Source organism: Planococcus sp. APC 3900 (assembly GCF_030407735.1).
Classification (GTDB): Bacteria; Bacillota; Bacilli; order Bacillales_A; family Planococcaceae; genus Planococcus; species Planococcus notacanthi.
Window position 1 is genome coordinate 82,289 of the sequence record NZ_JASDCT010000008.1, and the last position, 12,197, is coordinate 94,485.

Annotated in this window: 12 protein-coding genes and 1 other annotated feature (1 of these 13 cut by a window edge); all 12 genes read right to left on the reverse strand. The window is 47.9% G+C overall.

Translation table 11 applies throughout. The features are described from left to right. Positions 1-10 (reverse strand) — a binding site (T-box leader); it reaches 226 nt to the left of the window's first position. Positions 11-253: 243 nt separating this feature from the next. Beyond that, positions 254-1,870, reverse strand: a complete 1,617-nt coding sequence (locus QMA04_RS15365) for a long-chain fatty acid--CoA ligase (RefSeq protein ID WP_290186798.1) — start codon at positions 1,868-1,870, stop codon at positions 254-256. Then, positions 1,867-2,850, reverse strand: a complete 984-nt coding sequence (locus QMA04_RS15370) for a CaiB/BaiF CoA transferase family protein (protein ID WP_191715509.1) — start codon at positions 2,848-2,850, stop codon at positions 1,867-1,869. Before QMA04_RS15370 ends, QMA04_RS15365 begins: the two co-directional genes overlap by 4 nt. Continuing rightward, positions 2,851-3,999, reverse strand: a complete 1,149-nt coding sequence (locus QMA04_RS15375; RefSeq protein ID WP_290186801.1) for an acyl-CoA dehydrogenase family protein — start codon at positions 3,997-3,999, stop codon at positions 2,851-2,853. It abuts the gene before it with no gap. Positions 4,000-4,012: 13 nt separating this feature from the next. After that, complete coding sequence (locus tag QMA04_RS15380) at positions 4,013-4,783, reverse strand: 3-hydroxyacyl-CoA dehydrogenase (RefSeq protein ID WP_290186803.1); 771 nt, start codon at positions 4,781-4,783, stop codon at positions 4,013-4,015. Between the two features lie 27 nt (positions 4,784-4,810). Further along, the gene (locus tag QMA04_RS15385) at positions 4,811-5,959 is read right to left on the reverse strand and encodes a thiolase family protein (RefSeq protein ID WP_290186805.1); all 1,149 of its coding nucleotides are present in this window, start codon (positions 5,957-5,959) and stop codon (positions 4,811-4,813) included. Positions 5,960-6,177: 218 nt separating this feature from the next. Beyond that, positions 6,178-7,083: an ABC transporter substrate-binding protein gene (locus QMA04_RS15390; RefSeq protein ID WP_290186807.1), complete on the reverse strand. Its 906-nt coding sequence runs from the start codon at positions 7,081-7,083 to the stop codon at positions 6,178-6,180. Between the two features lie 166 nt (positions 7,084-7,249). Continuing rightward, positions 7,250-8,155 carry a glycine betaine ABC transporter substrate-binding protein gene (locus QMA04_RS15395; protein WP_191715504.1) on the reverse strand — a complete coding sequence of 302 codons (906 nt, stop codon included), beginning with the start codon at positions 8,153-8,155 and terminating at the stop codon, positions 7,250-7,252. Between the two features lie 13 nt (positions 8,156-8,168). Next, a complete protein-coding gene (locus QMA04_RS15400; RefSeq protein ID WP_191715503.1) occupies positions 8,169-8,807 on the reverse strand; it encodes an ABC transporter permease in 639 nt (212 codons plus the stop codon). Then, positions 8,804-9,772 (reverse strand): ABC transporter ATP-binding protein, encoded by a 969-nt coding sequence (locus QMA04_RS15405; RefSeq protein WP_290186810.1) that lies wholly within the window; start codon positions 9,770-9,772, stop codon positions 8,804-8,806. Before QMA04_RS15405 ends, QMA04_RS15400 begins: the two co-directional genes overlap by 4 nt. An 86-nt stretch (positions 9,773-9,858) precedes the next feature. Continuing rightward, positions 9,859-10,704, reverse strand: a complete 846-nt coding sequence (locus tag QMA04_RS15410) for a GNAT family N-acetyltransferase (protein WP_290186812.1) — start codon at positions 10,702-10,704, stop codon at positions 9,859-9,861. Continuing rightward, the gene (locus QMA04_RS15415) at positions 10,695-10,925 is read right to left on the reverse strand and encodes a hypothetical protein (RefSeq protein WP_290186814.1); all 231 of its coding nucleotides are present in this window, start codon (positions 10,923-10,925) and stop codon (positions 10,695-10,697) included. Before QMA04_RS15415 ends, QMA04_RS15410 begins: the two co-directional genes overlap by 10 nt. Beyond that, positions 10,891-12,108 carry an MFS transporter gene (locus QMA04_RS15420; RefSeq protein WP_203340471.1) on the reverse strand — a complete coding sequence of 406 codons (1,218 nt, stop codon included), beginning with the start codon at positions 12,106-12,108 and terminating at the stop codon, positions 10,891-10,893. The genes QMA04_RS15415 and QMA04_RS15420 overlap by 35 nt, the downstream gene beginning before the upstream one ends. Positions 12,109-12,197: the final 89 nt, after the last annotated feature.

A 12,197-nucleotide genomic window follows, 5' to 3' on the forward strand; every position in this document is an offset into this window, starting at 1 on the left:
TCGATTTATACACTCTTCTATTCTCGTCTTCTCTGGGCTCTTCTCTCAAAAGGACTTGCTTCTCGTACAACAAGTTGACCCTTATGTTAAAAGGTTTTGTATATTCTGTCAAGTAAAAGAAATGCGTAGGCAGCCATACCACTTTAACCGATACAAGAAAGACCAGCAAAGTAGTTCTATTTTCCATCAAAACGGATAAAAAAAGCGCAGGTGCCCAAAGTTTTCTGGGCACTTGCGCTCAAATCAATAAAAATTACTGGTAATAGCCGTTCAATTCTTTTCTTAAAGCCGCTTTGAGGAATTTTCCGACTGATGTTTTCGGCACTTCCTTCAAGAAGACCACATCGTCCGGTACCCACCATTTGGCGAATTGGCTCTCCAGATAGGCCAGCAATTCCGATTTCGTCGCCTCGTCTTCCGCGTAGCCTTCTTTCAGCACCACACAAGCAAGCGGTCGTTCCATCCATTTCTCATGAGGAACGGCGACCACAGCTGCTTCAAAGACTGCATCATGGGTCATCAAGGAATTTTCCAAATCGACAGAGGAGATCCATTCTCCGCCACTCTTAATCAGGTCTTTCGTGCGGTCTGTCAGCTTGATGTAGCCATCCGGCTCGATCACAGCAATGTCACCCGTATAAAGCCAACCATCCTTGAACGCATCTGTGGTCCGTTCGTCTTTATAGTATTCATCAGCGATCCATGCGCCTTTGACATTCAGCTCACCCATCGTTTCACCATCCCATGGAGCCTCGCCGTTTTCGTTGACGATCCGCACTTCCAGTCCCGGCATCGGCAAGCCGGCCATGGAGCGGCGCTCGATGCGCTCGTCCATCGTCAGATCAGCCATAGCTGAAGTTGTGACGGCCAGACTGACAAGCGGCGATGTTTCCGTCATGCCGTATCCTGTTACGAAAGGCACATGGTATTTCTCTTCAAACGCCCGGATCAACCCTTTTGGTGAAGCGGATCCCCCACAGATGATCATCCGCAGCGTATCAATATTTCGCGGATTGGCTTCCAATTCCTTCAAAACACCCATCCAGATCGTCGGAACGCCGGCAGTCAACGTCACTTTCTCCGATTCAATCAAATCCAGCAGCATCCCTGGAGCAAATCCAGGCCCCGGCAATACTTGCGTCGTCCCGAACAAAACACAAGCAAACGGCAAGCCCCATGCATTGGCATGGAACATCGGCACAATCGATAAGGCAATGTCACGTTCTGACAAGCCCATAGCATCATTCATACCCAACGCATAGCTGTGGAGCACCAATCCTCTATGCGTATAGACCACGCCTTTTGGATTGCCGGTCGTTGCCGACGTGTAGCACATGCCAGCGGGTGTATTTTCATCCAGATCTTCCGGGAATTCAAAGCTGCCGTCTTCAGCAGCCAACAACTCTTCATAGGAATAGACGTTTTCAAGTGCCGTTTCCGGCAAATCGTTGCCATCTTTCATGACGACAAAATGTTTAACTGTTTTCAACATCGGCGCCAATTTTTCAATCAATGGGAATAAATCATGGTCAACCAGCAGAATTTCATCTTCCGCATGGTTGATGACATAGGCGATGTGTTCCGGAGACAAGCGAATATTGATCATGTGCAGAATCGCGCCGGCACCCGGCACGCCAAAATACAATTCCAAGTGACGATGATGGTTCCAGGCAAAACTTCCAACTTTCGTGCCCCGCTCCATCCCCATTTTCGTTAGAGCAGCAGCCAATTTTCGAGTCCGCACAGCAAACTCCTTATAAGGAATGCGATGGACCTTGTTTTCTCCAGTCCGTGAAATGATCAGTTTTTCCGGAAAGTAACGCTCTGCTCTTTTTACGAAAGCTGATAATAATAATGGCGAATCCATCATGTCACATCCGACTCCTTTTTCGCTCTATTTTTTTCGATGAAAAACGGGTGCTCATGCCGTTCATGCGCTTTTAATACAGGCGCCAGGCAGGCATCCACCTGCAAGGATATTTGGTACCATTCCAGCCAGTCTTTCGATTTGAAAAACTCCGTTATTTCTCGGTGTTCGGGGCTATCCAGTGGTTTCTCTGCCCACTCAAGCCATTCTGGCCGTTGGGCAAACTCACAGAACGCCCGCCAGAATTTGTCTTCCAGCGCGCCTAACGTCATATAACGGCTATCCTTTGTTTCATAAATAGCATAGCTGACACGTGCGCCGCCGATTTCAGGTACTCCTTTTTCTGAAATGCCCGCTTCATGGTAGACATCATGGTTGCCAAGAAATTCCGCCATTACTTCCACAAGGGCGATATCCAAATACTGTCCCTCGCCGGTCCTGAATTTCTTCAACAATGCCGCAATCAGCTGTTCAGACGCCAATAGGCCTCCAGTAAAATCAGCAAAAGTATTGGTCGGATGGACCGGTTTTCCGGAAGCATCCGCCAATTGATCCAAGGCACCGGATAAAGCCATATAGTTCAGATCATGGCTGCCAAGGCTTGCCATTTCACCGGTTTGCCCGTACCCCGATAAAGAGCAATAAACCAAATCCGGTTTAACCGCTTTCAAACTGTCATAATCCAAGCCTAATTTTTTCATGACGCCCGGCCGGAATGTTTCAATGAGCGCGTCCGCACTTTTCACCAAATCCAACATCTCTAAACGCCCTTCAGGTGATTTCAAGTCGATATGGACAATTTTCTTCCCCCGGTTATTGGCCCGATGGACATGGCCGCCGCTCATATAGCGAGCAGGGTCACCGGCAGGCGGCTCCACTTTGATGACTTCCGCTCCCAATTCAGCGAGCCGCATGCCGGCATACGGTCCCGGAACATAATAAGTGACATCCAGTACGCGAACGCCTTTCAACGCATCCTTCATTTAGAGCCCCATCCGTTTGGCGATGATGGTTTTCATGATTTCATTGGAACCCGCATAAATCGCGGCTACCGGAATGTCACGGTAGCGCCGGGCAATTTTGTATTCTTCCATATATCCATATCCCCCATGCAATTGCATGCATTCTCCGGAAATCCTTTTCGCCGTATCGGTCAGCCAAAATTTCGCCATCGATACTTTGGAGACGATGTCTTTGCCAGCCATATGGTCTTCAATGAGCGACTCCAAAAACGAATGGCCCAATTCGATTTCCGTCGCCATTTCCACCAACTTGAATTGGGAATTCTGGAACGAGCCGATCGGTTTGCCAAAGGCTTTTCTTGATTTCACGTAATCCAAGGTCATTTCCAGCATATCTTCTGAAGCCACTTGAGCTGCCATGGCAACCACCAGGCGTTCTTGCTGCAGTTTTTCCATCAGGTAAGTAAAGCCTTTGTTTTCTTCGCCGATCAAATTTGCTGCAGGAACTATGCAGTCTTCAAAGTACAGCTCGGATGTATCCTGTGCATGGAGGCCGACCTTGTCGAGCTTGCGCCCTTTTGTAAAGCCTGGCGTTCCTTCTTCCACCATCAGCAACGAAATTCCGCGATGCTTCGGTTCTGCTTTTGGATCGGTTTTCACCACCACTAAAACCAACGTCGAATTGATGCCGTTGGTGATGAAGGTCTTCTGGCCATTGACTATGTAATTGTCGCCATCCCGAACGGCAGTGGTTGATATATTAGCCAGGTCAGATCCAGCTCCCGGCTCTGTCATGGCAATCGCTGTAATGTGATCGCCAGAAACACAGCCTGGCAGCCAGCGCTGTTTCTGTTCTTCGTTTCCATAGGCTTCAATGTAAGGAACCGTAATGTCATTATGGAGCCCAACACCTGTCAAACTGGCGCCCACCCGCTCCATTTCTTCTCCAATTACGACCGCATAACGAAAATCCAGGCCAAGCCCGCCGTATTGCTCTTCTACTTGAGGACTTAAAAAGCCCATTTCTCCAAGCTTTTTCCAAAATGACTTTGGAATGAGGCGATCTTTTTCCCACTGTTCATACTTTGGGATTGCTTCTTTCTCCAAAAACTTCCGCAACGACTTGCGGAACATGACGTGCTCTTCTTCTTCAAAACGGTATTTCCCCATTTTTTCGTCCCCCTTATTTCGGTTGCATGCGGATTGCTCCGTCAAGCCGGATCGTTTCGCCATTCAGCATCGGATTTTCTGTAATGCTTTCGACCAATTGTGCATATTCAGCAGGTTTTCCGAGGCGTGCCGGAAATGGCACTGCTGCAGACAAGGAAGCAATGGCTGCATCCGGCAGCCCTTCCACCATCGGCGTCTCCATCAGCCCAGGCGCAATCGCCATGACACGGATGCCGTCTCTCGCCAGTTCTCTCGCTATCGGCAACGTCATCGATACGACCCCACCCTTTGAAGCGCTATAGGCCGCTTGGCCAATCTGCCCTTCATAGGCTGCAACGGAGGCGGTTGAAATGATGACTCCGCGCTCGCCTTCCTCGTTCGGTTCGTTCTTCTGCATGGCTGCCGCAGCCACTCGGATTACATTAAAACTGCCGATCAAATTCACTTTGATGACTTTTTCAAATTGATCCAGCGCGATCGGCGTTCCTTTGGATAACACTTTTCCAGGAGTTCCTATCCCTGCACAGTTGACAATCAAATTGATCGCCCCGAATTGCTCAACCGCTGCATTGATGTTGCTTTCAACCTGTCCGCCATCTGTCACATCCGTCTCCATGTAAACAACCGATTCTTCGCCCAATTCTTCAATCAACTTATGTGCACGTTCTGCGTTCAAATCAAATATAGCTGCTTTGCCGCCACTTTCTGCAATGCGGCGCACCGTCGCTTCTCCAAGCCCGGAAGCTCCGCCTGTCACCACTGCCTTCACCTGTGAAAATTCCATTGTCTTCCCCCTCAACATTCAATTGATTTATAGTTTTTCAATAATCGTCGCATTGGCCATGCCCATTCCTTCACAAATAGCCAGCAAGCCGTAGCGCCCTTCTGCCCGTTCCAACTCATGCAGCAGCGATACCAATAGTTTGGTGCCTGTCGCGCCTAGTGGATGGCCAAGCGCAATTGCTCCGCCGTTGACATTCAACTTTTCAGGATCTCCTCCGATATCGTGCAGCCAAGCAAGCGGCACCGGCGCAAATGCTTCATTGACTTCATAGCGGTCCATATCGCCGATTTCCAACCCTGCTTTTTCAAGGACTTTCTTTGTCGCAGCTATCGGCCCTGTCAGCATTAATGTCGGGTCAGAACCCACCACTACACGCGCGAGAATCCGCGCTTTCGGCTTCAAGCCCAATTCTTTTGCTTTCTCAGCTGACATCAATAAAACGGCTGAAGCGCCGTCACTCATTTGGCTGGCATTGCCTGCTGTAATTACTCCATTTTCATCAAAGGCCGTTTTTAATCCGGCCAATACTTCCTGCGTTGTGCCTGGACGCGGCCCTTCATCCACCGCCACTGTCCGGCTTTCACCTTCCGGCCCTTGCGTTTCAATCGGCACAATTTCACGTTCGTAATGTCCGGCCTGAATGGCTTGTTGCGCACGTTCATGGCTCTGTACCGCGAAGGCATCCAACTGTTCGCGTGTGAATCCCCATTTTTCAGCAATCCGTTCAGCTGACAACCCCTGATTAATGATTTCGTATTGATTGGTCAGTTTTTCGCTCAGCTTAGCTCCTTGCATATTGGAGAACATCGGCACGCGCGTCATGCTCTCTACACCGCCTGCGATAACAACGTCCATATCTCCTGCTAAAATCGCCTGTGCGCCGAAATGGACAGCCTGCTGGCTCGATCCGCATTGGCGGTCAATGGTGACACCTGGCACGTAATCCGGAAACCCAGCGATCAATGCGGCCGTACGGGCAATATTCCCGCCCTGTTCACCGGCCTGCGATACACAGCCCAAAATAACATCTTCTATCTCTTTTTTATCTACATCTGCACGCTTTACCAGTTCATCTAGGACGATCGCTGCCAGTTCATCCGGACGTGTATTGGCAAATGCACCTTTTCTTCTTCCCACCGGAGAACGTACCCCTTCTATAATCACAACTTCTCTCACATGTCTCACCCCACCATATTATTGGAATCGCTTTCATTTAGCTGAATTGAATGACTATTCACTCATTAAATTCATTGTACAAGAACCTATTCCCAAATGCTAGAAGAAATAAAGAAGTAATCCCCGTGACGATCACTATCAGGCAGAGGCTGAACTAAAATAAAAAAGATGCGTATTTCAAATAAAAAGATTCTACAGCCGAAGCTGCAGAATCTCTCTCATTCTTCAATCAATCCTTTTTCAATCAGAAATTCACGCGCTACATCGCTTGCGATTGCCTGGTCTTGGTCAACCTTTGCATTCATGAGCAGCATATCTTCTTCACTGATTTGACCGGCAAGTTCATTCACCAAATCTTCAAGCTCAGGATACTCTTCTAAGGTTTCTTGCCGGACAATCGGTACAGCATCGTATTTTGGAAAAAATCCTAAATCATCTTCGGTGGTCTGCAAATCGAATAATTCGATTCGGCTGTCTGTCGTGAAGGCAGGGATGACGTCCACACTCCCTTCGGCAACCGCTTCGTACATAATAGAAGGATCAAAACTTTCAGTTCCAGAAAACTCCATTTTGTATGTGGATACTAAATCTTCATAGCCATCTCCTTCACGCTCATAAAAGGAATGGGGCCCACCAAAGCTTACAGGTTGCAATCGGGTTATTTCCGCCAGCTCCGAAAGTGTCTGTGCCGCAAAGCCGCTGTCTTTAGAAAAAGCCACTGTATAACTGTTTTCAAAGCCCAACGGTTCCAGCCAAGTCACCCCTAAAGTTTCCTCGTAGCCAGACCGCACACGCGCCAGCACTTCTTCTGAAGATTCCCCAATCACGGACTCTTCTTTTAAAACATCTTTTAGTCCAGTCCCCGTATACTCAACGTACATGTCAATATCTCCGTCTTCAATCGCCGGCGTCAAAATCGACACTTCCCCCAACCCTTCTTCGTAACTTACCGAATACTCCGAGTTGGCTTCAATGTATTGGCCCAAAATCTGCGGCAGAATATACTGTTCAGTCCACGGTTTGCCTCCAATGACGATGGGATCCGAATTTTCCGCCTGCCCTCCACACGCTGTAAGAAGAGCTGCACTTATCGCTGTTATACAAATAATCAGACCACTTCTCATTTTCCCCCTCCTTAGTTTTCAGAATTTACACTCTATTTTAAGTTAAAATAATTGTACAAGAAAACGGAATTAAATACTATAAAATCCTGACTCCTGCTCCCATAAAATAGAAAAAGGCGAAGGTGATAAGCTATTGATTCCGCTTTTCACACGCGCCTGTTGGTCCTTATTCTTCTATTAATCCTTTTTCAATCAGAAACTCACGCGCTACATCACTGGCTTGGTCTTGATCCACATCCACACGCGCGTTCATAGCCAGCATTTCTTCTTCACTGATTTGTCCAGCCAGTCCGCTTAGGACCTCTTCAAGTTCAGGATATTCCTCAAGCGTCTCCATTCTCACAACAGGAACTGCATCGTATTTCGGGAAAAACGACTGATCGTCTTCGGTCGTTTCGAGATCGAAGAGTCCGATGCGGCTATCTGTCGTAAAGGCAGGAATGACGTCTACTTCCCCACTATTGACGGCCTCGTACATAATCGCGGGATCAAAGCTTTCCGTTGCTGAAAATTCGAAAGGATAAGTTGCCACTAAGTCATCAAAGCCGTCTCCCTGGCGTTCGTAGAAAGGATGCGGTGCTCCGAAACGCATATTTTCCGATTTCGAAATCTCAGCCAGATCCGAGTAAGTTTCAGCATCGTAGCCTTTGTCTTTTGAGAATGCTAATGTATAACCATTTTCAAATCCAAGTGGCTCCAGCCAAGTCGCGTCCAGCGTTTCTTCATATCCTTTTCTGACAATTTCCAACACTTCTTCCGAAGATTGTCCAGGCACCGATTCTTCCTTCAGGACGTCCTTCATGCCGGTGCCTGTATACTCTACGTACATGTCGATGTCTCCCTGCTCCAATGCAGGCGTTAAAATCGCCACTTCACCAAGCCCGTCTTCATATTCCACCGTGTACTCGGAATTCGCTTCAATGTACTGCCCAAGGATATGAGGCAAAATGTATTGCTCTGTCCACGGCTTTCCGCCGATCACTAGAGGATCCGATGTCCCTCCACCCGGACCGCAACCCGCAATGATGACAGTTGTTCCAGCCACTAAAATACCTAATGCCGCTTTTTTCATCCTCAATTTCCTCCTATGTCTTTAAGCCTTTTGGTGTTGCTCTTTTTTCAATCCATTTCAAAATCTGATCAAATCCAATGGCCAGCAACGCAACCGGCAGGGCACCCGCCAAGACCAGGGAATTATTATACGATTGCAGGCCGCGGTAGATGATATCTCCCAGACCTCCCGCTCCAACGAAAGTAGCAAGTGTCGCTATTCCGACAGTGAGTACAGTCGCAGTCCGGATTCCAGCCATGATGAACGGCAAAGCAAGAGGCAATTCAATCTGCCGCAAGATCTGTGTCCGCGTCATGCCCATTCCCCGCCCCGCTTCAATAGTAGAGCCGTCCACTCCCACAATTCCCGCATACGTATTGCGCAGAATCGGCAGCAAAGCGTAGATGATCAGCGCAATTAAAGCGGTAGGTGAGCCGATCCCTAAAATTGGCACTAAAAAACCGAACAAAGCAAGGCTTGGAATAGTCTGGAAAACGGCAGTTACCCCAATGATCGGTTCAGCATAGCGGCGGTAGCGCGTAATAATGATTCCAAGCGGCAGGGCAATTGCGATACCTATTGCCACCGCTACAAACGAAAGATAGATATGTTCCAGAAAAGCGCTGATGATCATATCTTGGCGGCTGACGAGAGTATCCAAAAAACTCTTCATACCGATACCCCCTGTTCTTTAAACAAAGCCGCTTTCAACAGATCGCGATCGGTGGCATACGCAATAATTTGCTCGCCTTCAACAATCGCCAGGTAATTATGGCGGCTGTCGTCCAATTGAAGAAATGCTTTTTCAATGGTGGCATCCGCAGAAATCTTCTCGGCACCGCCACTCCATTCTGCAGTAAATAAGTCCAAAAACTCCAAAAGTCGTTTTTCACCGAATGCCCGCTTTTGATTGATACGTTCTACGCCAATAAAGTTACGGACAAATTCGTTGGCCGGATCGTCCACCAATTGTTGAGGCGTCCCTACCTGCTCCACTTGGCCATCACGCATAACGATGATGGAATCGGCAATTTTCAACGCTTCATCCATATCATGGGTAACAAACACAATGGTCTTATTGATGGTCTGTTGAAGATTTCTGAGTTCGTCCTGCAATTGTTCCCGGCTGATGGGATCAAGCGCTGAAAACGGTTCATCCATCAGGACAATATTGGGGTCTCCCGCAAGTGCACGGATTACACCTACACGCTGTTGCTGCCCACCGCTCAATTCGAGCGGAAAGCGGTCCATGTAAGTTTCCGGATCAAGACCGACCAATTGCAGCAATTCCCGAACCCGCGCTTCTTTTTTGTCTTTAGGCCATTCCAGCAATTTCGGCACAAGAGATACGTTATCAGAAATCGTCATATGGGGAAACAAGCCGATTCGTTGAATAACATAGCCGATCGATCGCCGCAGCTGAACTTCATCCATTCCGTTAATTGGATTTTCATCAATATAAATAGTGCCGCCAGTCGGTTTTTCCAGCTTATTGATCATTTTCATCAGCGTAGTTTTGCCGCATCCACTGGGACCGATGATGGCAGTCAACTCATGAGTGGGAAGAACGAGTGAAATGTCTTTCAAGGCTTCCGTTCCATCCGGAAAACGCTTAGTGACGTTTTCAAATCGTATCATAGCCTCCGCTCCCTTCTGTTTCTTTCAGCCTAGGTTTTTTATACCCTCTTCACCTTTATTTTATTCCTTTAGCAGTCGGCATAAATTTATTGCTCTTCAAAAACAAGATGGACCGGATTGGCGATTTGTTCGTAGCCGATTTCCCTATAGATTTTATTGGCTGTTGTATTGGTGAGGTCGGTGTACAGAATTACAAAATCATATTCCATCAGCAATTCATCGGTGACTTCGGCTACCAGCGTCCGGGCATAGCCCTTGCCCCGATATTGCATTGGGGTAAATACAAACGAGACAGTGATGCCATTTTTGGAAGGCCGCGATTTCTTCATACAGGAAACAGGCACCCCATCCACTTCCCATATATAAACTTCCTTTCTTTCCAGAAAGTCATCAATCTTATGTGCAGCTTCAGCTTGAGTGGAGATGCCGATCCCCGTTTCCTCTTCAAATAAGCGGTACCACCCCTCCAGAAGTTCCGCATACTCTTTACTCGCTATCCTCCATGTTCCTTCACTTTTCCGCAACCCTTTATTGACCGCGTCGATGCGATACAACCCCTGGTTCATCAGCACCTTTATTTGCTCACCGCTCTTAGAGGTCCAGGCTTCAGCAAAAAGACGGCTCGTTTCCTGTTCACCTACAATCCCGTTGACTTCCACGCCCAGATTCTGCAGGTGATCGGCAACTTCTCGTTCAATGTCAGGCAGCGGCTGAAAGATCACCAACTGCAAAGCATGCGGAGGGGTCATCAGGCATGCAGCTACAATCTCTCCCTGTTCTTCTCCAATAGCTAAAAAATATTCTTCATACCGCTCCGCTTCGATTTGCCCGAGTATTCCTAAAAATAAACTATAGATATCTTCGTTCTGATATAGCAAGGGAGCAACCCTTTCTGAAAAAGCAGCTGAATCCGAATAGATAATCAATTCCATTTTCCCACGTCCATTCTGTCGTAATTCCTCTTCTTAATGGTATTAGCTATATTCTGGTAAATTCCTGCTGACATCCATTTTTTCTTTGCTAAAGAAGTCTTCGTTTCCCTTAAGGTAGTAGTTCCTTTGGCCGAAAAAAAAAGCAGTGCTCCCGAAACTAAATCGAGAGCGCCGCCTGTCACTTTTTCATTCCAACTCCAATTGCTTTGTTTCGGTTCCAAGAAACGCAACCGCCAGTGCTCCAATCAAAATAGATACACAGAAAATCGCAAAAATCACATTCACACCAATACCGGCTGTCAGCATCGAGCCTACTAGAAGTGGTCCAAGAACACCCCCGACACGCCCGAAAGATGCTGCCATCCCCGTTCCGGTCCCGCGGATAACCGTCGGGTATTGCTCCGGCGAATAGGCATACAACGCGCCCCAGGCACCCAGGTTGAAGAAAGACAAAAATGCCCCAGCCACAATCAATAAAGCAATTGTATCCGCATTGCCGAACGCCAGAGCGCTTGCAGCTGTTCCGATCAGGTAACTGACCAACACAAACTTCCGGCCCATGCGTTCGATCAGCCAGGCCGCTGAGAAATAGCCAGGCAACTGCGCCAGTGTCATGATCAATACATACTGAAAGCTTTGGATCAGCGTAAATCCTTTGAGCACCATCACACTCGGAAGCCATAGGAACATTCCATAATACGAAAAGACGACTGTGAACCAGACAATCCACAACATCAAAGTAGGCCGTCTGTATTTTTTGGACCAGACATCTTTAATATTAGTAGAGACGGATCGCAAAACGTTCTTTTTAGCAGAAAACTGCGGTGAATCCGGCAAATTGATACGCAAATAAAGCGCATAGAGCGCCGGCAATGCCGTCAGCAACAGCGCAATCCGCCAGCCGAACGACGGAATGATGAAGTACGAAATAATCGCTGCAACCAGCCAGCCTGCTGCCCAAAAACTCTCGAGCAAGACCACCACGCGTCCGCGCTCTCTCGCTGGTACACTTTCGGAAACCAGAGTGGAGGCCACCGGCAATTCTCCGCCCAATCCCATCCCGACAAAAAACCGTAAAATCATAAACGCCGCTAATGTGGTAGTAAAGGCAGAAAGTCCGCTAGCTATAGAAAACAACAGCAAGGTGATGATGAATATCTTCTTCCTGCCCACCCGGTCTGCGTAAATCCCGAAAACAAAAGCACCTACTGCCATCCCGATGGAGTTGACGCTGCCGATCCAGCCCATCTGACTCGAAGTCAAACCCCAGTCTTCATGCAACGCCGCAATAACAAAGGAAAGGATTCCAACATCCATGGCATCAAAAAGCCAACCCAGTCCTGCGACCCACAATAATTTGTTTCTTGAAATTGTACTTGGTTTTTGCCCAACTAAAACTGACATCTTCATTCTCCTTGTCATGACACGTGTAAACTACTGTCTTTACACCACTATACGCCGTAGGAGAATCAGTGACAACCCTCTACCGAAAA

Excerpts from the sequence above, each read along its gene's own strand:
- QMA04_RS15365 (WP_290186798.1), bottom strand. The coding sequence starts at position 1,870 with ATGATGGATTCGCCATTATTATTATCAGCTTTCGTAAAAAGAGCAGAG.
- QMA04_RS15370 (WP_191715509.1), bottom strand. The coding sequence starts at position 2,850 with ATGAAGGATGCGTTGAAAGGCGTTCGCGTACTGGATGTCACTTATTAT.
- QMA04_RS15375 (WP_290186801.1), bottom strand. The coding sequence starts at position 3,999 with ATGGGGAAATACCGTTTTGAAGAAGAAGAGCACGTCATGTTCCGCAAG.
- QMA04_RS15380 (WP_290186803.1), bottom strand. The coding sequence starts at position 4,783 with ATGGAATTTTCACAGGTGAAGGCAGTGGTGACAGGCGGAGCTTCCGGG.
- QMA04_RS15390 (WP_290186807.1), bottom strand. The coding sequence starts at position 7,083 with ATGAGAAGTGGTCTGATTATTTGTATAACAGCGATAAGTGCAGCTCTT.
- QMA04_RS15395 (WP_191715504.1), bottom strand. The coding sequence starts at position 8,155 with ATGAAAAAAGCGGCATTAGGTATTTTAGTGGCTGGAACAACTGTCATC.
- QMA04_RS15400 (WP_191715503.1), bottom strand. The coding sequence starts at position 8,807 with ATGAAGAGTTTTTTGGATACTCTCGTCAGCCGCCAAGATATGATCATC.
- QMA04_RS15405 (WP_290186810.1), bottom strand. The coding sequence starts at position 9,772 with ATGATACGATTTGAAAACGTCACTAAGCGTTTTCCGGATGGAACGGAA.
- QMA04_RS15410 (WP_290186812.1), bottom strand. The coding sequence starts at position 10,704 with ATGGAATTGATTATCTATTCGGATTCAGCTGCTTTTTCAGAAAGGGTT.
- QMA04_RS15420 (WP_203340471.1), bottom strand. The coding sequence starts at position 12,108 with ATGTCAGTTTTAGTTGGGCAAAAACCAAGTACAATTTCAAGAAACAAA.